This is a genomic window from Mycolicibacterium stellerae, assembly GCF_003719305.1.
GTDB classification, from domain to species: Bacteria; Actinomycetota; Actinomycetes; order Mycobacteriales; family Mycobacteriaceae; genus Mycobacterium; species Mycobacterium stellerae.
The window spans coordinates 39,551-64,348 of sequence record NZ_RARC01000012.1; the positions used below are offsets into that span (position 1 = coordinate 39,551).

General features: G+C 65.7%; 21 protein-coding genes. 10 read left to right on the forward strand and 11 right to left on the reverse strand.

All coding sequences use genetic code 11. The annotated features are described in order from the left end of the window. Nucleotides 1-14: 14 nt before the first annotated feature. Nucleotides 15-1,010 carry a biotin synthase BioB gene (bioB, locus tag D6M19_RS16655; protein WP_123026347.1) on the reverse strand — a complete coding sequence of 332 codons (996 nt, stop codon included), beginning with the start codon at nucleotides 1,008-1,010 and terminating at the stop codon, nucleotides 15-17. 99 nt (nucleotides 1,011-1,109) lie between these two features. Here bioB and D6M19_RS16660 point away from each other — a divergent pair, with 99 nt between their 5' ends. Continuing rightward, nucleotides 1,110-1,697: a TetR/AcrR family transcriptional regulator C-terminal domain-containing protein gene (locus D6M19_RS16660; RefSeq protein WP_123026348.1), complete on the forward strand. Its 588-nt coding sequence runs from the start codon at nucleotides 1,110-1,112 to the stop codon at nucleotides 1,695-1,697. Nucleotides 1,698-1,707: 10 nt separating this feature from the next. Continuing rightward, nucleotides 1,708-2,043, forward strand: a complete 336-nt coding sequence (locus tag D6M19_RS16665) for an MmcQ/YjbR family DNA-binding protein (protein ID WP_123026453.1) — start codon at nucleotides 1,708-1,710, stop codon at nucleotides 2,041-2,043. Here D6M19_RS16665 and D6M19_RS16670 read toward each other — a convergent pair. From D6M19_RS16670 to D6M19_RS16685, 4 genes are read right to left on the reverse strand one after another with little or no spacing between them, the layout of a single operon-like run. Continuing rightward, nucleotides 2,040-2,567, reverse strand: coding sequence for a 2'-5' RNA ligase family protein (locus tag D6M19_RS16670; RefSeq protein WP_123026349.1), 528 nt, complete (start codon nucleotides 2,565-2,567; stop codon nucleotides 2,040-2,042). The genes D6M19_RS16665 and D6M19_RS16670 overlap by 4 nt on opposite strands. Before the next feature lies 1 nt (nucleotide 2,568). Then, nucleotides 2,569-3,249, reverse strand: coding sequence for a dethiobiotin synthase (gene bioD / locus D6M19_RS16675; protein ID WP_123026350.1), 681 nt, complete (start codon nucleotides 3,247-3,249; stop codon nucleotides 2,569-2,571). Continuing rightward, nucleotides 3,246-4,388 (reverse strand): 8-amino-7-oxononanoate synthase, encoded by a 1,143-nt coding sequence (locus tag D6M19_RS16680; RefSeq protein WP_123026351.1) that lies wholly within the window; start codon nucleotides 4,386-4,388, stop codon nucleotides 3,246-3,248. Before D6M19_RS16680 ends, bioD begins: the two co-directional genes overlap by 4 nt. A 32-nt stretch (nucleotides 4,389-4,420) precedes the next feature. Continuing rightward, complete coding sequence (locus D6M19_RS16685; protein ID WP_123026352.1) at nucleotides 4,421-5,713, reverse strand: adenosylmethionine--8-amino-7-oxononanoate transaminase; 1,293 nt, start codon at nucleotides 5,711-5,713, stop codon at nucleotides 4,421-4,423. A gap of 71 nt (nucleotides 5,714-5,784) precedes the next feature. Here D6M19_RS16685 and D6M19_RS16690 point away from each other — a divergent pair, with 71 nt between their 5' ends. The 5 genes from D6M19_RS16690 (at nucleotide 5,785) to D6M19_RS16710 (ending at nucleotide 14,698) form a co-directional block, all read left to right on the forward strand. Further along, nucleotides 5,785-7,956, forward strand: a complete 2,172-nt coding sequence (locus tag D6M19_RS16690) for an acetyltransferase SucT (RefSeq protein WP_123026353.1) — start codon at nucleotides 5,785-5,787, stop codon at nucleotides 7,954-7,956. 40 nt (nucleotides 7,957-7,996) lie between these two features. Further along, nucleotides 7,997-10,135 carry a glycogen debranching protein GlgX gene (glgX, locus tag D6M19_RS16695; protein WP_123026454.1) on the forward strand — a complete coding sequence of 713 codons (2,139 nt, stop codon included), beginning with the start codon at nucleotides 7,997-7,999 and terminating at the stop codon, nucleotides 10,133-10,135. 3 nt (nucleotides 10,136-10,138) lie between these two features. Further along, nucleotides 10,139-12,424 (forward strand): malto-oligosyltrehalose synthase, encoded by a 2,286-nt coding sequence (gene treY / locus D6M19_RS16700; RefSeq protein WP_123026354.1) that lies wholly within the window; start codon nucleotides 10,139-10,141, stop codon nucleotides 12,422-12,424. Next, on the forward strand, nucleotides 12,417-14,147 hold the full coding sequence (gene treZ / locus D6M19_RS16705; RefSeq protein WP_123026355.1) for a malto-oligosyltrehalose trehalohydrolase: 1,731 nt from the start codon (nucleotides 12,417-12,419) through the stop codon (nucleotides 14,145-14,147). Before treY ends, treZ begins: the two co-directional genes overlap by 8 nt. A gap of 65 nt (nucleotides 14,148-14,212) precedes the next feature. After that, on the forward strand, nucleotides 14,213-14,698 hold the full coding sequence (locus D6M19_RS16710) for a hypothetical protein (protein WP_234834895.1): 486 nt from the start codon (nucleotides 14,213-14,215) through the stop codon (nucleotides 14,696-14,698). A 3-nt stretch (nucleotides 14,699-14,701) separates the two neighbouring features. On the opposite strand, the gene ilvA is transcribed toward D6M19_RS16710, so the two are convergent. Both ilvA and D6M19_RS16720 read right to left on the reverse strand, forming a co-directional pair. Next, nucleotides 14,702-15,985, reverse strand: coding sequence for a threonine ammonia-lyase IlvA (ilvA, locus tag D6M19_RS16715; protein WP_123026356.1), 1,284 nt, complete (start codon nucleotides 15,983-15,985; stop codon nucleotides 14,702-14,704). Nucleotides 15,986-16,054: 69 nt separating this feature from the next. Further along, the gene (locus tag D6M19_RS16720) at nucleotides 16,055-16,492 is read right to left on the reverse strand and encodes a nitroreductase family deazaflavin-dependent oxidoreductase (RefSeq protein WP_123026357.1); all 438 of its coding nucleotides are present in this window, start codon (nucleotides 16,490-16,492) and stop codon (nucleotides 16,055-16,057) included. Between the two features lie 88 nt (nucleotides 16,493-16,580). Here D6M19_RS16720 and D6M19_RS16725 point away from each other — a divergent pair, with 88 nt between their 5' ends. After that, nucleotides 16,581-16,775, forward strand: coding sequence for a hypothetical protein (locus D6M19_RS16725; RefSeq protein ID WP_123026358.1), 195 nt, complete (start codon nucleotides 16,581-16,583; stop codon nucleotides 16,773-16,775). 60 nt (nucleotides 16,776-16,835) lie between these two features. Here D6M19_RS16725 and D6M19_RS16730 read toward each other — a convergent pair whose 3' ends face one another. The 3 genes from D6M19_RS16730 to fadD11 all read right to left on the reverse strand — a co-directional run bounded on the left by D6M19_RS16730 (nucleotide 16,836) and on the right by fadD11 (nucleotide 19,568). Further along, the gene (locus D6M19_RS16730; protein WP_123026359.1) at nucleotides 16,836-17,153 is read right to left on the reverse strand and encodes a hypothetical protein; all 318 of its coding nucleotides are present in this window, start codon (nucleotides 17,151-17,153) and stop codon (nucleotides 16,836-16,838) included. A gap of 196 nt (nucleotides 17,154-17,349) precedes the next feature. Continuing rightward, on the reverse strand, nucleotides 17,350-17,751 hold the full coding sequence (locus D6M19_RS16735; protein ID WP_123026360.1) for an SRPBCC family protein: 402 nt from the start codon (nucleotides 17,749-17,751) through the stop codon (nucleotides 17,350-17,352). Then, a complete protein-coding gene (gene fadD11, locus D6M19_RS16740; RefSeq protein ID WP_123026361.1) occupies nucleotides 17,748-19,568 on the reverse strand; it encodes a fatty acid--CoA ligase FadD11 in 1,821 nt (606 codons plus the stop codon). Before fadD11 ends, D6M19_RS16735 begins: the two co-directional genes overlap by 4 nt. A gap of 31 nt (nucleotides 19,569-19,599) precedes the next feature. Here fadD11 and D6M19_RS16745 point away from each other — a divergent pair, with 31 nt between their 5' ends. Both D6M19_RS16745 and D6M19_RS16750 read left to right on the forward strand, forming a co-directional pair. Next, nucleotides 19,600-20,340 carry a hypothetical protein gene (locus D6M19_RS16745; protein WP_123026362.1) on the forward strand — a complete coding sequence of 247 codons (741 nt, stop codon included), beginning with the start codon at nucleotides 19,600-19,602 and terminating at the stop codon, nucleotides 20,338-20,340. A 35-nt stretch (nucleotides 20,341-20,375) separates the two neighbouring features. Continuing rightward, nucleotides 20,376-21,209 carry a class I SAM-dependent methyltransferase gene (locus D6M19_RS16750; RefSeq protein ID WP_123026363.1) on the forward strand — a complete coding sequence of 278 codons (834 nt, stop codon included), beginning with the start codon at nucleotides 20,376-20,378 and terminating at the stop codon, nucleotides 21,207-21,209. On the opposite strand, the gene dnaE is transcribed toward D6M19_RS16750, so the two are convergent. Next, a complete protein-coding gene (dnaE, locus tag D6M19_RS16755) occupies nucleotides 21,206-24,769 on the reverse strand; it encodes a DNA polymerase III subunit alpha (RefSeq protein ID WP_123026364.1) in 3,564 nt (1,187 codons plus the stop codon). The genes D6M19_RS16750 and dnaE overlap by 4 nt on opposite strands. Nucleotides 24,770-24,798: the final 29 nt, after the last annotated feature.

Consider the following 24,798-nt stretch of genomic DNA (forward strand, 5'->3'; position numbering starts at 1 on the left):
CAGACAAACCACGGTTAGATCGTGGCGTTGAGCGCCTTGATCGGCATCGCAAGATCGTCGAGCAGTTCCAGGTCGGCCTCGGCCGGGCGGCCGAGCGTCGTCAGGTAGTTGCCGACGATCACGGCGTTGATGCCGCCGAGGATGCCCTGCTTGGCGCCGAGGTCGCCCAGCGTGATCTCGCGACCGCCCGCGAACCGCAGCATGGTGCGCGGCAACGCCAGCCGGAAGGCCGCGACGGCCTTCAGCGCCTCCGCCGCGGGCAGCACGTCCAAATCGCCGAACGGTGTGCCGGGGCGCGGGTTGAGGAAGTTCAGCGGAACCTCGTGCGGGTTGAGCTCGGCGAGGTTGGCCGCGAACTCGGCACGCTGTTCGAGCGACTCCCCCATGCCGAGGATGCCGCCGCAGCAGACCTCCATGCCGGCATCGCGGACCATCGACAGCGTGTCCCAGCGCTCATCCCAGGTGTGCGTGGTGACCACCTCAGGGAAGAACGACTTCGCCGTCTCCAGGTTGTGGTTGTAGCGGTGCACGCCCATCTCCGACAGCCGCTCGACCTGCTCCTGGGTCAGCATGCCCAACGAGCAGGCGATCTGGATGTCCACCTCGTTGCGGATCGCCTCGATGCCCGCGGCGACCTGGGCCAGCAGTCGCTCGTCGGGCCCGCGCACGGCCGCCACGATGCAGAACTCCGTCGCGCCGGACTTGGCGGTCTGCTTGGCGGCTTCAACGAGGCTCGGAATATCGAGCCAGGCGCTGCGCACCGGGGAGGCGAAAAGCCCTGACTGCGAACAGAAATGGCAGTCCTCGGGACAGCCTCCGGTCTTGAGGCTGATGATGCCCTCGACCTCGACCTCCGGGCCACACCAGCGCATCCGCACGTCGTGAGCCAGTGCGAGCAGTTCGTCGAGGCGATCGTCGGGCAGTTGCAGCACGGCCAGCACCTGGTCCTGTGTCAGGCCCTCACCACGTTCGAGCACCTGCTCGCGGGCCTCGGTCAGGATGTCCGTCAAACCACTGCTCCCATCTCAAAGCTTGCACCTCGGCGGTGCCGAGAATTGAACGCCTCGGCGGTGCCGAGAATTGAACACCGTTCAGGTTATGGTAGCCGGGTGCAGCTGCACAAACGCGATGTGGTCGAGGCGGCGACGGCAATCCTGGACAACTACGGGATCGCCGACCTGACGATGCGCAGACTGGGCCGTGAGCTCAATGTCTCCCCCGGCGCGCTGTACTGGCATTTCGCCAACAAGCAGCAACTCCTCGGTGCCATCGCCGACCGGATTCTGGAGCCCGTCGGTGACGCGCCAGGCGAATGGCCCGGCCGCGTCGCGGGGATCTGCGGTCGCCTGAGGGATGCCCTGCTGTCGCACACCGACGGCGCGGAGTTGGTGTCGGCCAGCTTCGCGGCAGGCCAGTCGCAGGCGATGACGCAGGTCGTGGCCCGCCTTTCCGAAGCCGCCTGTGGCGCAGGCGTCACTGGTGCGCATGCCGAGCTGGCCGCCCGCACCGTCGTCTACTACGTGCTGGGTTTCACCGCCGACGAGCAGTCCCGGCTGCAGTGGGACGCCGCGGGCGCCGATCTGCCCGACGAGCAGTCCGTGCTCGCCGACGATGCCGGCGAACGGTTCGGCTTCGGGCTCGCGCTCCTTATCGACGGCATCGCCGCGCGCAGACCCGTTGTCGGACCGCCCGGCTAACGTCGCCGACATGCTCACCGTCGACGATGTCCGGCAGATTGTGGCGCCGCTGCCTCGGTCCTACGAGGTGGTGGTTCGCGACCAGATCAAGTTCCGCATCGGTCAGATCGTCTATCTGGCGTTCTCGCGCGACGAGACGGTGATGGGTTTCGCTTTCCCCAAAGAGGAGCGAGCCGCACTGGTGGCGTCCGAACCCGAAAAGTTCTCGCTTCCGAGGCCATCCGACATGAGATACAACTGGGTCCACGTCCGGCTCGACGCGATCGACCTCATCGAGCTCCGCGAAATCGTCATCGACGCGTGGCGCATGTGTGTGCCCAAAAGTGTTGCAGCGACCATCGACTAGCGTCCGATCGGGTATTCGACACGGTTGCTGCCATCCCAGTGCCGGAGCCCCACCACCGTGCCCTGCCGGTCCCGCGACATCGCGCGCAGCGAAAGCGCGTCGGCGAGCTTGTCTTTGGCGACGCGTCGCGCGAGAGTCACATGGGGTGTCCAGTGGTCTGGTTCCGCATGCGGCAACGGACCCGTCGACGACATGTGCGGCAGGCACACCTGGTGAACTTCGGCCTGCAGCGCCAGAAGGTCGGCGGATGGAATCACCAGACACACCAGCGTGAACGGCCCGCGGCCGAAGAGCATCGGCGCGCCGATCGTGGCGGCCAGCGGCAGACGGCGCAGCAGCGGACGAAGCGCGTCGTTCACGGCGTCGTCCATGTGCTCGGCGACCGACAGGGTGACGTGCGGCCGGTTGCGCGGCGACGTCGAACTGGCCAGGCTGCGCACGCCCGCGCCGGTCAGCTCGGCCCAGAGGTGCCGAACCTCGGCGTCGGTCTCGGTGTCGAAGAGCAGTTCGACGGAGTGCACCATGTCAGCCCGCCAAGCTCTTCACCCACTGCGGGTCGAACGCCGCCGAGCTCATCGACTCGAACTGGGCCGGTTGGAATGCGCCCGCGCCAGCCGGCAATACGGCACGCAAGGGTGCCATCGCCGAAAGCACCTCACGATTGCCGGCCTCGACGACCCCGGGATCTGGTGGCCACGCGCCGATCACCAAGCCGGCGCGCCGAACGTTCTGGGAGGCAATCGCTTCCAGCGTCAATGCGGCGTGGTTCAACGTACCCAGACCCGCTCTGACAACGACGAGTACCGGCGCGCCGAGGTCGACAGCGAGATCGCGAAGTGTCACCCCGCCGTCACCGATCTCCACGAGCAGACCCCCCGCACCCTCGACCAGGGTCAGCCGTCCTGGCCGGTTCACCTCGACGACCATCGAGGCCAGTTCGCCACGGGTCGGCAACCGCACCCCGGCGCGCTCCGCGGCCGCGGCGGGAGCCAACGGTTCGGGAAGGCGTGCGAGGCCGCGCAATTCGGCGACGCCGGACAGCCTGCCGATCTCGGCGAGGTCGTCGTCGCCGTCGGCAGACCCGGTCTGAACCGGCTTGCACACGGCCACGTCGATTCCTGCCAGCCGCGCGTGACACGCCAGCGCCGCGGTGGCCACCGTCTTGCCGACGCCGGTGTCGGTGCCCGTGACGACGAGAACGCTCAAGCCGTCGACAGCACTTCCGTGAGCGCCTTGCGCGCCAGCGCCATCTCGTCCTCGGACAACGAGGCCCGCGCCGTCAGGCGCAGCCGCGACGTGCCTGCAGGCACAGTCGGCGGCCGGAAGCAGCCCACCCGCACACCCCGATCGAGGCATGCGGTTGCGGCGGCCAATGCCACCTCGGGCGCACCCAGAATCACCGAGACCACGGCAGACTCGGGCCGGTCGGGGACGTCACACACCCTGGCAAGCTCGGCGGAGTACCGCAGCACGTCGCGCGCGCGCCACGGCTCGGCGATCAGCACCCCCAGCGCAGCCCATGCCGAGCCGACCGCCGCAGGCGCCAGACCGGTGTCGAAGATGAAGGGCCGTGCCGCGTCGATCAGGTGATCACGCACGGCGACGGGTCCGAGAACCGCGCCGCCCTGGCTGCCGAGCGCCTTGGACATCGTCACGGTCATCACGACGTCGGGCGCACCTGCCAGCCCGACTTCTTCCAGCAGGCCCCGTCCGCCGGTCCCCCGCACGCCAAGACCGTGCGCCTCGTCGACGATCAGCAGCGCGCCATGGCGGCGGCACGCGTCGTGGAGTTGTCGCAGCGGGGCGAGGTCGCCGTCGGCGCTGAAGACCGAATCGGTGATCACCACGGCGCGGTCCTCGGCTCGGGACGACAGTGCCTGCTCCACCGCGGTCACGTCTCGATGCGGGGTCACCACCACCCGCGCCTTCGACAGGCGGCAAGCATCGACCAACGAGGCGTGGGTCAGTGCGTCGGACACCAGAAGCGAGCCCGGCCCGGATAACGCGACTACCGCACCCAGATTGGCGGTATAGCCGGAGGAGAACACCAGCGCCGACTCGGCCCCGACGAAGTCGGCCAACGCGGCCTCGAACGCCTCGTGCAGTTCGGTGTTGCCGGTGACCAGCCGGGAACCCGACGACCCCGCACCCCACGTGCGAAGCGCGGCCACACCGCCGTCGATCACGTCGGGATGCTGCGACAGGCCGAGATAGTCGTTGGACGCGAGGTCGAGTTCGGCGCCAACCGGCGGCCGCGCCCGCAGCGCGCGCCGAAGTCCAGCCGCACGCCGCTGACGCTCGATGTCATCGAGCCAGGCCAGCGGGGAGACCTCTACCCGCTTCACGGTGCTCCCTCGAGCCGACAATTGAACACCGTTCAGGTTAATGCACGGGCCACGCCGACCATCGCGGAGGTGATCCGCGCGACCTCCGCGGGTGTGCAGATGTAGGGCGGCATCGCATAGATGAGGTTGCGGAACGGCCGCAGCCAGACGCCGTGCTCGAGCGCCGCCACCGTGGCCACCGGCATGTCAACCGGTTCTGCCATCTCGATGACGCCGATGGCTCCGAGCACCCGGACGTCCGCAACGCCAGGCAGGGACCGGGCCGGCTCGAGACCGTCGCGCAGCCCCGCCTCGATCTCTGCGACCCGCGCCCGCCAATCCTGGCCAAGCAGGAGTTCGACCGACGCCACCGCCACCGAGCACGCGAGTGCGTTGGCCATGAACGTCGGGCCGTGCATAAGCGCGCCCGGCTCGTTGTCGCTGATCGTGCGCGCGATGTGCGTCGTGCACATGGTGGCCGCCAGGGTGATGTAGCCGCCGGTCAGCGCCTTACCGACGCACATGATGTCGGGGCTCACGCCAGCCTGCTCGGCGGCGAACAGCGACCCGGTGCGGCCGAAGCCGGTGGCGATCTCGTCGAAGATCAGCAGCACCCCGTGCCGATCGCAGAACTCCCGCAGGTCAGTCAGGTAACGCGGGTCATGGAACCGCATGCCGCCGGCACCCTGCACGACTGGCTCCACGATCACTGCGGCCAGTTCGTCGGCGTGCTTTGCCAGTTGCGCCTCGAAGGCGGCGCTGTATGCCGGGTCGTACTCGGTGGGCACCCGCGGCGCAAAGACCTGATGCGCCAGGATGTCGGTCCACAGGGAGTGCATGCCGCCGTCGGGGTCGCACACGCTCATCGGCGTGAAGGTGTCACCGTGATAGCCGCCGCGCCATGTCATCAGGCGGTGCTTCTGCTGGCGGCCCTGGCTGCGCCAGTACTGGAGAGCCATCTTCACGGCGACCTCGACCGCGACAGAGCCTGAATCGCTGAAGAAAACGGTGTCCAGGCCGTCGGGGGTGATGTCCACGAGCAATTGGGCGAGGCGCGCGGCGGGTTCATGGGTGAGCCCACCGAACATGACGTGGTTCATCCTGGCCAGCTGGGAAGCGATCGCGTAGTCGAGCGCCGGGTGGCCGTGGCCGTGGATGGCGGTCCACCACGAACTCATCGCGTCGAGCACTTCGACCGGTCTGCCGTCGACGATCACGGTGAGCGACGCCCCGCTGGCCCCGACTGCGACGACGGGCGGCGTGGCCTCGGCACCGATCGTGCTGTAGGGATGCCAGACATGGGCGGCGTCGATCGCGCTGATTTCAGCGGGGGTCAACGCGGGCATGGAGCACCAGCCTAACGGCGGCACGCGCGACATGAGACGCACAGCGATCTTCGGTAGATTATCCCGCGACCATGATGACCCTCGCCCCTCCCCGGCCGGCGGTGGTTACCGCGGGCGGCTCCGGCAGGGGCGCGTCGGCGGCAGACCGCAAGTCCGGTTTCTACCGCCACGATCTCGACGGCCTCCGCGGTATCGCAATCGCCCTGGTTGCGGTGTTCCACGTCTGGTTCGGTCGGGTATCGGGCGGTGTCGACGTGTTTCTCGCCCTGTCGGGGTTCTTCTTCGGTGGGCGACTGCTGCGGACCGCGCTGACACCCGGCGCATCACTGTGGCCCGTTCCCGAAGTCACCCGGCTGGTTCGCCGGTTGCTGCCCGCCCTTGTCGTGGTGCTCGCCGCATCGGCCGTCCTCACGATTCTGATCCAACCGGAAACCCGTTGGGAAACGTTTGCTGACCAGAGTCTGGCAAGCCTCGGCTATTTCCAGAACTGGGAACTGGCGAATACCGCTTCGGATTATCTCCGTGCCGGTGAATCGGTCAGTCCGCTGCAGCACATCTGGTCGATGTCGGTCCAAGGTCAGTTCTACATAACGTTTCTCGCACTGATCTTCCTGTTCGCCCTGCTGTTCCGCAAGGTTCTAGGCAGGTACATGCGAGCGTCACTCGTCATCCTGCTGAGTGCGTTGACCATCGCGTCGTTCGTGTACGCGGTATTTGCTCACAATGCCGACCAGTCGACGGCGTACTACAACAGCTTCGCGCGCGGGTGGGAACTGCTGCTCGGCGCTCTGGTTGGCGCGCTCGTCGGGTACATCCGCTGGCCCATGTGGCTTCGCTCGACGGTCGCCGTCGTCGCACTGGCCGCGATTCTGTCCTGCGGTGCGCTGATCGACGGCGTCAAGGAGTTTCCCGGACCGTGGGCGCTGGTGCCCGTCGGCGCCACCATGCTTTTCATCCTCACCGGCGCCAACCGACTTGCCGATCCGCGAACCGGCGGCAAGCTGCCTTTCCCGAACCGGCTGCTGGCCACGAAAACGTTCGTGTGGCTCGGGTCCATCGCATACTCGCTCTACCTCTGGCACTGGCCGCTGTTGATCTTCTGGTTGGTCTACGCGGATCGTCAGCACGCCGGCGTGGTCGATGGCGCGGGCGTGCTGCTGGTATCGGTGCTGCTCGCGTATCTGACCACCAAATACGTTGAGAACCCGCTGCGCTACCGGTCCACGGGCACCGACACCGGTCAGTTGGTGAAGATTCCGCTGCGTACCCGGCTGCGCAGGCCGACGATCGTGCTCGGCTCGATCGTGGCCGCCCTCGGGGTTGCGCTGACCGTGACGTCGTTCACCTGGCGCGAGCACATCCTCGTCCAGCGCGCGAACGCCGAGAACCTGGGCACACTCGAGTCCCTCGAGTATCCGGGAGCGCACGCGCTGCTCGACAACGCGCCGGTGCCCGACGCACCGATGCGGCCAACGGTGCTCGAGGCCAAGGAGGACCTCCCCGAGACCACTGTCGACGGCTGCATCAGCGATTTCAGCAATGTCGACGTCATCACATGCAGCTACGGCGACCAGTCGGCGACCCACACCATCGCACTGGCCGGCGGCTCGCACGCTGAGCATTGGATCACCGCGCTGGACTTGCTGGGCAAGCTGCACCACTTCAAGGTGACGACCTACCTGAAAATGGGCTGTCCGCTGACCACCGAGGACGTTCCGCTGGTAATGGGCGACAACCGGCCATACCCGAAGTGCCACACGTGGAACGACGCGGTGATGAAGAAGATCATCGCCGATCGCCCCGACTACGTGTTCACCACAGCCACCCGGCCGTGGAACATCAAGCCGGGCGACGTCATGCCGGGGACCTATGTTGGAATCTGGCAAACGTTGTCGGACAACAACATTCCGATCTTGGCGATGCGTGACACGCCATGGCTGGTGCGCAAGAGCCAGCCGTTCTTCCCCGCCGACTGCCTCGCCGACGGCGGCAACGGCATCTCCTGCGGGATCAGACGCTCGGATGTGCTGGCGGCGAGCAATCCCGCGCTGATCTGGGTGAATCGGTTCCCATTGCTGAAACCCCTGGATATGAGCGACGCGGTGTGCCGCAAGGACGTGTGCCGTGCCGTCGAGGGAAACGTGCTGATCTACCACGATTCTCACCACATTTCGAAGACATACATGCGCACGATGGCCGATGAGCTCGGCCGGCAGATCGGCGTCGCCACCCACTGGTGGTGACTGGCGCGCATCGGACCGTGGGCGCCGATAAGGTCGGATGATGTCGTCGACGACCGTGTGGCCAGGTACTCCGTATCCGCTCGGCGCCACCTACGACGGCGCCGGCACCAATTTCTCGCTGTTCTCCGAGGTGGCCGACAAGGTCGAGCTGTGCCTGATCGCCAAGGACGGCTCCGAGGAACGGATCAACCTCGACGAGGTGGACGGCTACGTCTGGCACGCCTACCTGCCGACGGTGACACCAGGGCAGCGGTATGGCTTCCGGGTCCACGGACCGTGGGATCCCCCGGCCGGGCATCGATGCGACCCGAGCAAGCTGCTGCTTGACCCGTACGGGAAGTCCTTCCACGGTGCTTTCGAGTTCACCCAGGCGTTGTTCTCCTACGACCTGGCGGCCGCCAAGGTCGATCCGGCCGACACCGCGAACCTGCCGGGCGTCGATTCGCTGGGTCACACCATGACCAGCGTCGTCATCAACCCCTATTTCGACTGGGCCTCCGACCGCGCGCCGCGCACTCCGTACCACCAGACGGTCATCTACGAGGCGCACGTCAAGGGGCTCACCCAAACCCATCCGGCCATTCCCGAGGAGCAGCGCGGCACCTACGCGGGGCTGGCCCACCCGGCCATCATCGAGCACCTGAAGTCGCTGAATATCACCGCCATCGAACTGATGCCGGTGCACCAGTTCCTGCACGACCACCGGTTGCTCGATCTCGGGCTGCGAAACTATTGGGGCTACAACACCTTCGGGTTCTTCGCGCCGCACTATCAGTATTCCTCGACCCGGCATGCCGGCGGAGCCGTCGCCGAGTTCAAGACGATGGTGCGGACCTTCCACGAGGCGGGCATCGAGGTGATCCTCGACGTGGTCTACAACCACACCGCCGAGGGGAACCACCTTGGACCGACCATCAACTTCCGCGGCATCGACAACGCCGCCTACTACCGCCTGCTCGACGGCGACCTGCAGTTCTACAAGGATTTCACCGGCACCGGAAACAGCCTCAACGCCCGCCACCCGCACACCCTGCAGTTGATCATGGACTCGCTGCGCTACTGGGTGCTCGACATGCACGTCGACGGCTTCCGGTTCGACCTGGCCGCCACGCTGGCCCGCGAGTTCTACGACGTCGACCGCCTCAGTGCGTTCTTCGACCTGGTGCAGCAGGATCCGGTCGTCAGCCAGGTGAAGCTGATCGCCGAGCCGTGGGACATCGGTGAGGGCGGCTACCAGGTGGGCAACTTCCCAGGTTTGTGGACGGAGTGGAACGGGAAGTATCGCGACACTGTGCGTGACTACTGGCGGGGAGAACCCGCGACCCTCGGCGAATTCGCCTCCCGGCTGACCGGCTCATCGGACCTCTACGAGGCCACCGGGCGGCGGCCGAGCGCGAGCATCAACTTCGTCACCTGCCATGACGGCTTCACGATGAACGACCTGGTGTCCTACAACGAGAAGCACAACGAGGCCAACGGCGAAGACAATCGCGACGGCGAGAGCCACAACCGGTCATGGAACTGCGGCGTCGAGGGACCGACCGACGACCCGGACATCCTTGCGCTTCGCGGCAAGCAGATGCGCAACATCATCGGCACGCTGATGTTGTCGCAGGGCACCCCGATGCTGTCGCACGGCGACGAAATCGGCCGGACGCAGAAGGGCAACAACAACGTCTACTGCCAGGACTCTGAGCTGTCCTGGATGGACTGGTCGAAGTGCGAGACCAACGCCGACCTATTGGCGTTCACCCGCAAGGTCATCCAGCTGCGCAAGAGCCACCCGGTGTTCCGTCGTCGTCGATTCTTTGAGGGTAAGCCGATTCGCACCGGCGACCAGGCTCGCGACATCGCCTGGTTGACCCCGGCGGGCATCGAGATGACACCAGAGGACTGGGGTTCGGGTCTCGACAAGTGCGTGGCGGTGTTCCTCAACGGCGAGGCCATTCCAGCTCCCAACGAACGCGGTGAACGCGTGGTCGACGACTCGTTCCTGCTGTGCTTCAACGCACACGACCAGGAGCAGGGTTTCATTGCCCCGCAGGGTGATTACGCCAAGCAGTGGACCGCCGACCTGGATACCGCCGACCAGACGGGCGCCACCGACTTCGTGGTCGCAGCAGGCGAGAAGATCTCCCTGCAACCGCGGTCGCTCCTGGTGCTGCGTAAGACCGCCTGACATATGGTTTCTCGCGTCTTGTCGACATATCGACTCCAGATGCGCGGCGACGGTTTCACCTTCGCCGACGCCGAGGGCCTGCTGCCCTACCTCGACGATCTCGGAGTCTCGCACCTTTACCTGTCCCCGATCCTGACGGCGGTAGCCGGCTCAACCCACGGGTACGACGTGACCGATCCCACCACGGTGTCGGCCGAACTGGGCGGTGCCGAAGGGCTTGCCCGGCTGTCGGCGGCGGCACGGTCGCTCGGCATGGGGCTGATCGTCGATATCGTCCCCAACCACGTCGGCGTCGACAAGCCCGAGCAGAACAAGTGGTGGTGGGATGTTCTCAAACACGGCAACGAGTCGCCCTTCTCGTCATTTTTCGACATCGACTGGACGCTGGACGACGGCCGAATCGTGTTGCCGGTCTTGGGTTCCGATGGTGACGTCGACGACCTCGTAGTAGATGGGGACGTGCTGCGGCTTGGCGGCCTGGGCTATCCCATCGCGCCGGGCACCGGCTCAGGCACCGGCCGCGAGGTGCACGATCGTCAGCACTACCGTCTCGTCGGCTGGCGCAGCGGGATATGCGGCTACCGACGGTTCTTCTCGATCACCTCGCTTGCCGGTCTGAGACAAGAGGACCGCGCGGTGTTCGACGCCACCCACGTCGAGGTGAAGCGGTGGTTCGACGAAGGTTTGGTCGACGGTGTTCGCATCGACCACCCGGACGGATTGTCCGATCCGGCGGGATATCTGGGCTGGCTGCGGGAGATCACCGGGCCGCATGCGTGGATCGTCGTCGAGAAGATCCTGGCCGTCGACGAGCCGCTGGATCCGAGCCTGCCCGTGGCCGGCACGACCGGCTATGACGCCCTGCGCGAGATCGGCGGACTGTTCATCGATCCCTCAGGCCGTGGCCCGCTCACCGACCTCGTCGATTCGACCGGCTCCCCATACAGCGAAATGCCGGAGCTGGCGCAGTCACTCAAGGTCCGCGCCGTCACCGACACCCTTGCCAGCGAGCTGCGACGGCTCTGCCGTGCGGTCGCGGTCGAGACCGATATGAGCCATCCGGGTCTGGGCGACGCGGTCGCCGCCTTACTCAGCCGGATCCACGTGTACCGCTCGGACTACCGGAACCTGTCGTTGGTGCTGTCCACCGCGCTGGCCGAGACCGTGTCCACGCGTCCCGATCTGGCCGAGCCGCTTGCGATCGTCGCCGCTGCGGTCGGTGAGGGGGGCGAGGCGGCAGTCCGACTTCAGCAGCTGTGCGGGGCGGCGACCGCGAAGTCGATGGAGGATTGCCTGTTCTACCGCGACCCACGTCTGGTGTCGCTGAACGAAGTCGGCGGTGAGCCCGACCACTTCGGGGTGAGCCTCGCCGAGTTCCATCAGCGGGCGACGGTGCGCGCCGATATGTGGCCTCAGGCCATGACGGCGTTGACCACACACGACACCAAGCGCGGCGAAGACGTCCGCGCCCGGATCGGCGTGCTGTCACAGGTCCCGTCGCTGTGGGCGGAGTTCGTCGGCGCATGGGAACAACGCGTCGCGCCGCCGGACCCGATGACCGGGCTGTTTCTGTGGCAGAACATCTTCGGTGTCTGGCCTGTCGACGGCATCGTCACCGACGACCTACGCCACCGCCTGCACGCATACGCGGACAAGGCGATTCGGGAAGCCGCCGTGCACACGACGTGGAACGACCCCGACGACGAATTCGAGCACAAGGTGCATGCCTGGATCGACGAACTGCTCGACGGGCCACTGGCCACCGAGCTGACGACCGTACTTGCGCAGCTCGACAAGCACGCGCGCAGCGACAGCCTCGGTCAGAAGCTCATTCAGCTCACCGCACCCGGCGTACCGGACGTCTATCAGGGCACCGAGGTGTGGGAAGACAGCCTGGTCGATCCCGACAACCGAAGGCCGGTGGACTATCAAGTCCGGCGCGCAGCGCTGGAAGCCTCGAACGATCCCAAGATCCGCGTGGTGACTGCCGCGTTGCGCCTACGCCGCGAGAAGCCGGCTGTCTTCCTCGATGGTGGCTACCGGCCCCTGCTCGCCGAGGGCACGGCCGCCGGGCACGTTGCGGCCTTCGTTCGGGGGTCCGACGTGGTAACCGCGGCGACCCGGCACTCCGTCCAGCTCGCCGAAACAGGCTGGGGCGAAACGCTTTTACCCCTCCCCGCCGGAACATGGCTGGACCGCCTCGGCGGAGCCACGTTCAGTGGGCGGGTCTCCCCTGCCGATCTGTTCGCGGAGCTGCCCGTGGCGCTGCTGGAGCGTGTCGATGACTGAGTTCGCGGTATGGGCGCCACGGCCGGAGCGGGTACAACTCGACGTCGACGGCACGGTGTACCCGATGACCCGCGGCGACGACGAATGGTGGCGCGCAGACGTCGACGCCGCCCCCGATGCCCGATACGGGTACCTGCTCGACGACGACCCGAAGGTGCTGCCGGACCCCAGGTCGGCGCGGCAGCCGGACGGCGTGCACGAGCGCTCGCAGCTGTGGCAGCCGACGCCTGATGCGTGGACCGACGCCGGCTGGGAGGGCCGCTCGATCGAAGGCGGCGCAATCTACGAACTACACATCGGCACATTCACCCCCGACGGCACCTTCGACTCGGCCATCGAGAAGCTGGACTATCTGGTCGATCTCGGTATCGACTTCGTCGAGATCATGCCGGTCAACGCGTTCAGCGGCACGCATGGCTGGGGCTACGACGGCGTGCTCTGGTACGCCGTACACGAGCCGTACGGCGGCCCCGACGGGTTGGTGCGGCTCATCGATGCCTGCCACAACCGCGGCGTCGGGGTGCTGATCGATGCGGTCTTCAATCATCTCGGCCCGTCGGGGAACTATCTGCCGAAGTTCGGGCCGTACCTGTCCACCGGCAGCAACCCGTGGGGCGAGGGCATCAATATCGCCGACGCCGACGCCGACGAGGTGCGGCGCTACATCATCGACTGCGCGCTGCGGTGGATGCGCGATTTTCACGCAGACGGCCTGCGGCTCGACGCCGTGCACGCACTGGTGGATACCACAGCGATCCACATACTCGAGGAGCTGGCGGGCGAAACCGAGACGTTGGCAGAGGAATTGGGCAGGCCACTGTCTCTGATAGCCGAAAGCGACAAAAACGACCCGCGCCTGATCACCCCACGCGACCACGGCGGATACGGGATGACCGCGCAGTGGGACGACGACATCCATCACGCGATTCATGCCGCGGTCTCGGGTGAACGGCAGGGCTACTACGGCGACTTCGGAACACTGCAGACGCTGGCGCAGACACTCAAGCACGGCTACTTTCACGCGGGCACGTATTCGTCCTTCAGGCACCGACGGCACGGCCGCCCATTGGATACCGCGACGATCCCGGCCACCCGGCTGCTCGCCTACACGCTCACGCATGATCAGGTCGGCAACCGCGCGGTCGGCGACCGGCCGTCACAGAACCTGACGTCGGGTCAGCTGGCGGTCAAGGCTGCTCTCGCTATCGGATCACCCTATACCGCAATGCTTTTCATGGGCGAGGAGTGGGGCTCGACGAGCCCGTTCCAGTTCTTCAGCAGCCATCCCGAGCCCGAGTTGGCCAGGGCCACCGCCGAGGGGCGTAAGCGGGAGTTCGCCGAACACGGTTGGGACGCAGACGAAATCCCGGATCCGCAGGATCCCGAGACGTTTCTGCGATCGAAGCTGAAGTGGGACGAGATCGACGATGGCGATCACGGCCGGCTACGGCGGGTCTATCGCGACCTCCTGGCGTTGCGACGGGACCAACCCGATATGGCCGATCCGTGGTTGGACCACATGTTGGTCGACTTCGACGAGGACCAACGGTGGATCGTCATGCGCCGTGGCTCGCTGGTGATCGCCTGCAACCTGAACGCAGACGCGGTGACGGTGCCGGTGACCGGCGAACTCGTCTTGGCGTGGGGCGAACCGACCGTCGAATCGCTAGGCACGCGGTTGGGCGGGCATTCCTTCGCGGTTCTGCGAAATGTCAAACGTTAATCCACAGTTTTAGCACCTGTGGATAACGGGTGGACGTTCCCGACTCACGTGCCGATGATCCATGGATGAGTCACGACGAACCGCTGGCGATTCCGCCCATCGAAACCGCAACCGATCCTGTGTACTCACCAGCTGACCTACGTCAACGCTGGCGTGCTCTGATGGGTCCACTGGGGTTCGGCCAACGATTCCTCTGGGTGGGGTTCATCGGACGTGACCGGCGCATGTTCAAGACCATGTCTCAAATTCCGCTGCCACCATCACCCAGACGGGATTACGTCGGAGATGTCTTTGTGCGCCTGCACTGGATCCTCTACGAATTCGAACCCGGAACCACCCCAGCGCTCTTGCTTACCCGACCCGGCAGAGGGGGGATCTCGAAGATGGACCAGAACTGGACGACGCTGCTGACGGAGGTTGCCGCCGCGCATAATGTTCCACTCGAGCCCATCTTTCGCGCTAACGACGAATCATTGGTGCACGTCAAGGCTGCAGCCCAAGTGGGACCGTGTGCTAGTTGGAGCGGATCAGTGCGGGAATCGCCGTCGTAGCGATTAGAGCAAATAGCGGTACGCGGGCGAGCCGGGTTCCAGCGTCTCGACGTGAATGTCGGACGCCTTCATCCGCTCGAGCAGGCCCTCGAGGTCTGCAGCGGAGCCGAGTTCGACGCCGACAAGCGCCTCGCCCGTCTCCCGGTTGTTGCGCTTGACGTACTCGAACAAGGTGATGTCGTCGCTCGGGCCGAGCACGGTGTCCAGGAACCGCCGCAACGCACCCGGCTCCTGCGGGAAGTCGACCAGGAAATAGTGCTTGAGCCCGAGATGCACAAGCGACCGCTCGAGGATCTCGCCGTACCGCGACACATCGTTGTTGCCGCCCGAGATCAGGCACACCACAGTCGATCCCGGTGCGATGTCGGCCTCCATCAACGCGGCCACCGACAGCGCTCCAGCTGGCTCGGCGATGATGCCCTCGTTCTGGTACAGGTCGAGCATGGCAGTGCAGACCGCGCCCTCGTCCACAGCTGTCAGCGACACCATGTCTCCCGCCGCGGCAAGGGTGGCATAGGTCAGGTCGCCCGCTCGATTGACCGCGGCGCCGTCGACGAACTGGTCGACGTGTTCGAGGGTGACGGGATGCCCCTCGGCGAGCGCGGCGATCATCGCTGCCGCACCAGCGGGCTCGACGCCCAGAATCGACGTGCGCGTGGCGCGTTCGGCGAGGTAGGTGGTGATGCCCGAGATGCAGCCTCCCCCACCGACCGGCACGATCACCAGGTCCGGCTCACCGTCGAGCTGCTCGAGAAGTTCGACGGCGATGGTGCCCTGCCCGGCGATCGTGCGGGGGTCGTCGTACGGCGGCACCAAGGTGGCACCGGTACGCGCCACATCGTCCAGCGCGGCGGCCGCCGCTTCGTCGTAGGTCTTCCCAACGGCGATCAACTCGATGAACTCGCGACCGTGGTAGCGGATGCGGTCGCGCTTCTGCTTCGGCGTCTTGGCGGGCACGTAGACCCGGCCGCGGATACCCATGGACCGGCATGCCATCGCGAAGCCCTGCGCGTGGTTGCCCGCCGACGAGCACACCACGCCCGCGGCGATCTCGTCGGCGGACAGCTGCCTGAGCAGGTTGTTGGCTCCCCGCAGCTTGTAGGAGCGAACCGCCTGAAGGTCTTCGCGCTTCAAGTACACCGACGCGCCGATGGCCTCCGAGAGACGTTCGCTGAACTGCAGCGGGGTCCGCGTGACCACGTCCGAAATTCGCTGAGCGGCCGCATCGATGTCGGCCGCGGATACCGGCGGCAACGTACGGGCGTTCTGGCTCAGGTCAGCGGACACCGATCAATGGTGACATCTGCGGGTTTCCCCGCCAAAATCAGTTCTTGCCCACCGGAGGTGAGTGCGTTTTCAGCTCACCGGCGTCAGCACGAAGACCGGGATCTGTCGGTCGGTCTTCTTCTGGTATTCGGCGTAGTCGGGCCAGGCCTCGACCGCGCGCTCCCACCAGGCCGCCTTCTCGTCGCCGAACACCTCGCGGGAGTCGTAGTCCCGGGTGGTCGGCCCGTCCTGCAGTTCGACGCGCGGGTTCTTCTTGATGTTGTGGTACCAGACCGGATGCTTGGGAGCTCCCCCCAGCGACGCCACCACCGCGTACTCACCGTTGTGCTCGACCCTCATCAGCGGAGTCTTTCGGACCTTTCCGCTCTTGGCGCCGATCGTGGTCAGCAGGATGACCGGCTTGCCCTTCAGCTCGGTGCCTTCCGTGCCGCCGGACTCGATGTACTTCTCGGCGTTCTCACGGGCCCAGTCGGACGTGCTTGGTTCATATTCTCCGGAAAGTGGCATGTGACCAGCTTAGGTCGATCGAGTGGCCGTCCGGCCTGATCCCACGTTTCGGTTGCCCGAAACTTCCCTTACGAGCTATCGTGAAGGTATGACGGTGCGCGACGAAGTGCTGATCGCCGGGGTGCCGTGGCCGGTCTACAAGCTCGCCGCGCTCCTCGTCGGTGCTGTCGTGCTGATCGGGGTCGGCGTCGTCACCGCCAGCGCTGCGCCCGCCGTCCTCGCCGCCGCCGCCTCGGCCACGGCCGTATGGCTCGGCCTGCGGGTCGCTGCCTCGCGCCGCTAGCCTGCACTAGTCCCGCTTGGTGCAGGCCTACCCTTTGACTGAGCTGCGGGTATCGCGCACCTAAGTCTTGGGTGTCGGGTATCCGGCGTGATCGATGAGCAGCTGGCGGCGATGGGAGTTGCTGATCTTGTACTGGAGCGATCGCAACAGCGGCAGCGCCTTCTCGTCGTCGATGTTGGTCTCGAATTCCGGCCCGGCACCGAGCAAATCGCTACCCCAGGAGATCTCCGTCAGCAGAAGCGCGCGCGCCCAATCCAGATCTGAAAGGGGTTCGGCGTCTTCAACGGCCGCTCGGAGCCGATAAACCATTGCGTTGAATTCGTCGATGGTCGCTGCGTCGAAGAGCGGCGCGAGTAAGGGCTTGCCGTCCTTCGACAACCCCGAGTACTCGTTGAGGCATGGGACATCAGGAATCGCTGGTCGTCGCTGAGGTCTATCGTGATCAGCCCACTCATCAAATGATTCTAACGCGTTGTGCTGGCAGGGTTTTCAGCCGGTTCGGCTCTACTTGTACGCCCGTGGCGAGTCGGGGTCGTCATCGCCGAGTACGGCCCGAGCCAACGGCTCAGCACCACTAGTCCTCCACCAGCTGACGCAGCCGGTCCAGATCTGCGGCCACCGTCGCCAGGTCGCGTTCGAACTCGTCGTCGGTCATGCCGGGACGCCGTCGCACGGTGAACACCACCTCGCAGCGGGGCTGTCCCTGCCCGGCGGGAATCACGCGCAGCGGGTTGTACACCGCCTCCCCCGACGGCATCCGCACCACGTGATCGAGCACCCCGAATTCGTTCGCGGGCGCGAACTCGACGATCACCTCGCCCATCGGCGAATCAGCGACCCAGCCGTCCGCCGTCTGTCGCAACGCGCTCTGCGCGAGCCCGGACGCCCACCGCGGCAGCTGCTCCGGGTCGGCGGCAATCGCGTATGCGACGTCGGGGGCGGCGTCAACCCAAACGCTCACGTGGCGGGAGATCATTGCGCTGTACTCGTCGCCTTCGGCTCGTGGACCGCTTCGACGATTTCGGAGGCGTAGAGCTCCTCGATCTCCGGACCGTACTTCTCGTGGATCGGCTTGCGTTTGAGTTTCATGGTCAGGGTGATCTCGTCACCGCCAGGCTCCCAGAAGGTCGGCAATAACCGGAACCGCTTGATCTGCTCCACCTTCGACAGTTTCGCGTTGCCGTCTGCGACACCCGCCGCGATCTCGGAGATCACATCGGGGTGGGATGCGAGCGTCTCCGGCGAATCATCGGCCAACCCACGCTGCGCCGAGTAAGGCCCGGCCGACTCGGCGTCGAGAACGATCAGCGCGGTGTTGTACGGGCGGGCGTCGCCAACGACGAGCATCACACCGATGAGCGGGCACGCCGCCTTGATGGTGTTCTCGATGTTGGCGGGCGACATGTTCTTGCCGGCCGCGTTGATGATCAGTTCCTTCTTGCGGTCGACGATCTTCAGGAAGCCGTCCTCGTCGGCCTCCATCACATCGCCGGTGTGCAGCCAGCCGTCTGCGTCGACGGCTTCCGCGGTTTTCTTCGCCTCCTTTCGGTAGCCCTTCATCACCAGCGGCCCGCGCACCAGGAACTCGCCGTCCTCGGCGATCCGCCCCTCCATGCCGGGCACGAGCTTGCCCACGGTGCCCAGTCTGGTCTCGGAAGGATGCGCGACGGTCGCGATGCAGCTGAGCTCCGACATCCCCCAGACCTCGGCGATCGGAATTCCCAGGCCGAGAAAGAAAGCCAGTGTCTCCTTTGGGATCGGCGCGGCGCCTGACACCGCCCACCTCAGCTCGTCGAGCCCGAGCTTGGCCCGCAACTTCGACAGCACCAGCTCGTCGGCCTGCGCCCACTCGGCGGCTACATCGTCGGGCACCGGGCTCCCTCCCACAAGGGCCTCGGCCTTCTTGGCGGCCACGCCCAGTCCCCACTGCAAGCCCATCCGCTTGGTCTCGTCCGGTTCGTTGGCTGAAGCGAATTCGATTGCGGCTTTGAGCTTTTCCCACACTCGCGGCACGGCTCCCCACGTGGTGGGCCGGACGTCGGCGAGCGCTCCCGCAATGGCCCTTGCGTCGGACACCGTGGTGACCTGCGTGCCGAACACCTCCTGGACATAGAGGGCGCCCATCCGGTCGGCGATGTGTGCCGTCGGCAGGAACGATGTCGTCCGATCGCCGAACTGCACACCGAGCACATCGTTGATGGCGTACGCCTGGAACAGGAGGTTGGCATGGGTCATCTCCACGCCCTTCGGATTGCCCGTCGTTCCCGACGTGTAGATCAGCGTGGCGACGTCATCGGCCTGCACGGCACGCCATGACGCCTCGAAGTCGAAGTCGTCGGCGCCTGCGGCGATGAGGTCGTCGACCGACAGTGTCCCGTCGGGCGCGCCGTCGAGGCACACGATGTGCTCGATGTCGGCACCGCTGGCCCGAATCCGCTCCACGTACTGCGCCTCGCACATGATGACCTTGGTGTCGGCGTTGTCGAAGAGGTAGACCAATTGCTCTGCGGGCAGCGTGTTGTAGACGGAGAACGAGATCGCGCCGACGTGCTGTGCGCCCACCTCCAGGGGATAGAACTCGACCCGATTGGCCATCATCAGCGACACGGTGTCGCCTCGTCGGACTCCGAGGCCGGCCAATCCGGCCGCAACCTGGCGGACCTGGTCTGCGTACTGGCGCCAGGTCAGCGTTTGCGTATCGCCCGGGGTTCGCAGCGCAACCGCGTCCGGATCGATAGCGGCGGTGCGCTGAAAAGCTTCACAGAGTGTGGCAGGCCGGTCGGATGTACTCATGATTCCCAACTTAGGCACTCACACTGTGCACATGGACGGTTCACCGGAATCTGATCTGCCTCGCGAACGCCTGATCCGCTTCGCCCAGGAAATCACGGCCGACGCCGAGAAGCGGGTACCCGCTTGGGTTCGTCACGGTGATCCCGAAAGCGCAATTCCAGTACGCATCGCCGTGCTCGCCGTAATGGCGCAGCAGGTCGCCATCCCGAGGGCGTACACGGTGGTGCCGCGGTGGCCACTGCTTGTCCTCGAGATTCTCCTCTTCGTAGCCCTGTTGGCGATCAATCCCCGCGTCATGACGCGTCGGACGCGTTTCGGCAGGAACGCCACCTGGGTGCTGCTGGCCGCGATCACCATCGACAACACGCTGTCCGCCATTCTCCTGGACGTGCGCATCATCTCCGGAGAGGTGAGCAACAACGCGGCCGTGCTGCTCGGCAGCGGCGCGGCGATCTTCGTCACGAACATCATCGTGTTCGGCATCTGGTACTGGGAACTGGACCGGGGCGGCCCGTTCGCACGGCACAGCGGTGAGCGGCCGTACCCCGATTTCTTGTTCCCGCAGATGACCACACCGAATGTGGCGAAGCCGGATTGGCGCCCGACGTTCGTCGACTATCTGTACGTCAGCGTCACCAACGTGATGGCGTTCTCCCCCACCGACACCATGCCGCTGGCCCGCTGGGCCAAGTCATTGATGACGATTCAGGCCATGGTCGCGCTGTCCACCGCCGCGCTCGTAATCTCAAGGGCGGTGAACGTTTTGGGCTGATCGTTCAGCCAGCAGGCAGGAGTACGTTCGAGCTCATGGGGATCGCAACGACCGGACTGTCAGCAATCGAGCAGACCGCGTTTCTCACCGAGTACGCGAGGGCGCTGGACAGCCAGTGGCCGAGACCGATACTGGGTGACGCCCTGGCACACGAGGTCGTCGGCAACATCGACTACGACTTCGCCGGCCTGGGGGTGCAGACCAGCGTGGTGTGCCAGACAGCGCTTCGCGCGAAGATGCTCGACGATCGGGTGCGCGCATTCGTCAGCGAACATCCCGACGCTGTCGTCGTCGATCTCGGTGCCGGCCTGGACAGCGGCTACTACCGCGTCGGGCCGCCGCCGACCGTGCACTGGTACAGCGTCGATCTCCCCGGCATCACGGCGCTGCGTGACCAGGTCCTGCCCGCCGTGCCGCAATCGCATTCGGTACCGGTCTCGTTGGCCGACGAGCACTGGCCAGACGCAATCCCCGCCGATCGCCCGACCATGCTGGTGGCCGACGGGCTGTTCGCCTTCCTGACGGAACCGGTGATCATCGGAATCTTTCGGCGCATCACCGATCATTTCGGCTCCGGCAGGCTCGCGTTCAACGACTACGGCCGGATCGGCTGGGCCAGCCGCCTCGCGATCAAGCTGTACCCGCAGAAGATGTTCAAAGATGTCGGCAGCCAGTTCGGCTATCCGGGTTTCAAGGACGCGCATCATCCCGAGACCTGGAATCCGCGCATGCGCCTCGTCGAAGAGGCGAGCTTGACCGATGCCCAGGAAGTCGATCTCTTTCCAGGCTGGATCAGGGTCGCGACAAAGCTGTCCGCCATGAGCAAGACGGCCCGCCGCAAGGCGCGAATCCTGGTCTACGCGTTCTAGCCCAGGCAGCCGGGTCCGAGCAGCGCTTTCAGATCACCCATCAGCGCCGACGACGGCGTGACCCGCAACGCTTGGTCCAGCTCCAGCGTGGTGATGCGGTCTCCGCTGATCAGCCGCAGATGTACCTGCGACGTTCCCGGGTGGCGCGCAAGCACCTGCTTGAGGGCGTTGACCTTGTCGATGGTGCATTGCCGCGTCGGTAGGCTCACCGCAACAGGTCGGTCCACCGCGGCATTCGAGAAGTCGGGTACCACAAGGTCGTTGGCGATCAGGCAGATTCGGTCGTCCTGGATTCTGACCTTGGCGCTGACGACGACCACGGCGTCGTCGACGACTTCCGCGCCGTAGCTGGAGTATGTGTGCGGGAAGAACATCACCTCCACGCCGCCGGTCAAGTCCTCCAATTGAGCTGAAGCCCAGGGCATGCCGTTCTTGTTGACGCGACGGTTCACCCCGGTCAGGATGCCACCGACCCGCACCTGGGCATCGTTGGGCACCTCCTGGGCGAGGATCGCCGGGAGCTGCGTGTCCACCTGGGTGGCCAACAGGTGGGCGACGCCGTCGAGCGGATGGCCCGACACATACAGGCCGAGCATTTCCCGCTCCAGCGCAAGCTTGTGCTTGTCGTCCCACTCTTCGTCGGGCACCTTGATGGTGAACACCGCGTCGGTGGCGGTGTCGGCGCCACCGAAGAGGTCGAACTGACCCATCGCCTCGGCCTTCTTGGTGCCGAGAACCGAGTCGACGGCGTCGGTGTGCACCAGGAACAGCCCCTTGCGCGGATGGCCGAGCGAGTCGAACCCGCCCGCCTTGATCAACGACTCGGTGACCTTCTTGTTGCACGGTCCGATGTCGATCTTGTTGAGGTAGTCGGAGAAGTCGATGAACTTCCCCTTGTCGGTGCGCGAAGTGATCAGCGATGCAACGACGTTCGCGCCGACATTGCGCACGGCGCCGAGCCCGTATCGGATGTCCTCGCCGACGGAGGCGAAGTTCAAACCGGACTCGTTGACGTCCGGCGGCAACACGGTGATGCCCAACTTGCGGCAGTCGGCGAGGTACACCGCCGCCTTGTCCTTGTCGTCGCCGACCGACGTCAGCAGGCCCGCCATGTACTCGGCGGGGTAGTTCGCCTTGAGGTAGGCCGTCCAGTAGGACACCAGCCCGTACCCGGCTGCGTGCGATTTGTTGAACGCGTAGTCGGCGAAGGGAAGCACGGTGTCCCAGAGCGCCTTGATGGCGGCTGCCGAGAACCCGTTGGCCTTCATACCTTCCGAGAAGCCCTCGTACTCCTTGTCGAGCACTTCGCGCTTCTTCTTTCCCATCGCCTTGCGCAGAATGTCTGCTCGGGCGAGCGAGTAGCCCGCCACTTTCTGCGCGATGCGCATGATCTGCTCTTGGTACACGATCAGGCCGTAGGTCTCGGCCAGGATCTCGGAGAGCGGCTCGGCAAGCTCCGGGTGGATGGGCCGGATGGCCTGGCGGCCGTTCTTGCGGTCGGCGTAGTCATTGTGGGCATTCATGCCCATCGGGCCGGGACGGTACAGTGCGATCACGGCGACGACATCCTCGAAGCCTGTGGGCTGCATGCGGCGCAGCAGGTCACGCATCGGACCGCCGTCGAGCTGGAACACTCCGAGAGTGTCTCCGCGGCCGAGCAATTCGTAGGTGGCGCCGTCGTCGAGCGGCAGCGACTCGAGGTCGAGCTCTATCCCCCTGTTGGCCTTGATGTTCTCCAGCGCGTCGCCGATGATCGTCAGGTTCCGCAGCCCGAGGAAGTCCATCTTCAACAGGCCGATGGCCTCGCACGACGGATAGTCCCAGCCGGTGATGATGGCGCCGTCCTGAGCCCGCTTCCACAGTGGGATCGCCTCTGTCAGCGGCTCGGAACTCATGATCACCGCACACGCGTGCACGCCGGCGTTACGGATCAAGCCCTCGAGGCCGCGGGCGGTTTCGTAGATGGTGCGCACGTCGGGATCGGTGTCGATCAGGCCGCGGATCTCGGCGGCTTCCTTGTAACGGGCGTGCGCCGGATCGGTGATGCCCGACAACGGGATGTCTTTGGCCATGATGGGCGGCGGCAACGCCTTTGTGATGCGGTCCGCGATCGCGAACCCCGGCTGGCCGTAGTGGATCCGGGCCGAATCCTTCAGTGCCGCTTTCGTTTTGATGGTACCGAAGGTGATGACCTGGGCGACCCGGTCTTGGCCCCACTTGTCTGCGGCGTAGCGCACCATCTCACCCCGGCGGCGGTCGTCGAAGTCGATGTCGATATCGGGCATCGATGCGCGTTCCGGGTTGAGGAAGCGCTCGAACAGCAGCCCGTGCTCGATCGGGTCGATGTCGGTGATGCGCAGCGCGTAGGCGACCAGCGAGCCCGCCGCCGATCCGCGGCCTGGACCCACCCGGATGTCCACCGACCGTGCGTAGCCGACGAGGTCGGCGACGATCAGGAAATACGACGGATACCCCTTGCCGCAGATGACCTCGATCTCGAACGCGGCCCGTTCGACGTACTCGGGGGGCACACCGGCGGGGAACCGTCGCCGGAGCCCCGCGTCCACCTCGTGCCGCAGCCACGAGGCCTGGTCGTGCCCGTCGGGCACCGGGAAGACCGGCATGCGGTCGCGCGGCGCCCACACGTCGGCGTAGGACTGCACGCGTTCGGCGATGAGCAGCGTCGAGTCGCATGCGCCGGGAATGTCGTCGTCCCACAGGGACCGCATCTCGGCCGCCGATTTCAGGTAGTAGCCGTCGCCGTCGAACTTGAACCGGTTGGGGTCCGACAGCGTCTTGCCGGTCTGCACGCACAGCAGCGCCTCGTGATTGTGCGCAGCGTCGCGGGTCACGTAGTGGCAGTCGTTGGTGGCAAGGGGCGGAATGTCGAGCTTGCGACCGATCTCCAGCAGCCCCTCGCGGACCCGTCGCTCGATCGACAGGCCGTGGTCCATCAGCTCGAGGAAGTAGTTGTCGGGTCCGAAGATCTCCCGCCATTTCGCCGCGGATTCCAGCGCCTCGCGATCGTGGCCGAGTCGGAGCCGGGTCTGCACCTCACCCGACGGGCAACCGGTGGTGGCGATGATGCCCGCGGCGTTCTCGGCGATGATCTCGGCGTCCATCCTCGACCACTTGCCGAGCTGGCCTTCGAACGACGCGAGCGACGACAGCTTGAACAGGTTGCGCACACCCGTTGCGTTCTCCGCGACCATCGTCATATGGGTGTAGGAGCCGCTGCCCGATACGTCGTCGCCCTTCTGGCCAGGGTCACCCCAGAGAATGCGGCGGGTGTCGAAGCGGGATCCGGGCGCGATGTAGGCCTCCACGCCGATGATCGGCTTGATCCCGGCCTCGGTGGCCAAGTTGTAGAACTCGCTGGCGCCGAACATGTTTCCGTGGTCGGTCATGCCGATTGCCGGCATCTCCAGCCGCTGGGCCTCGGCCAGCATCGGAGCGATCTTTGCAGCACCGTCCAGCATCGAATACTCGGTGTGGTTGTGCAGGTGCACGAAGGACGACCGATGAGTGCTCGCGCGGAGAGGAGATGGACCCGAGTTCATAGGGACGCCAGTGTATGACCGTGCACCGA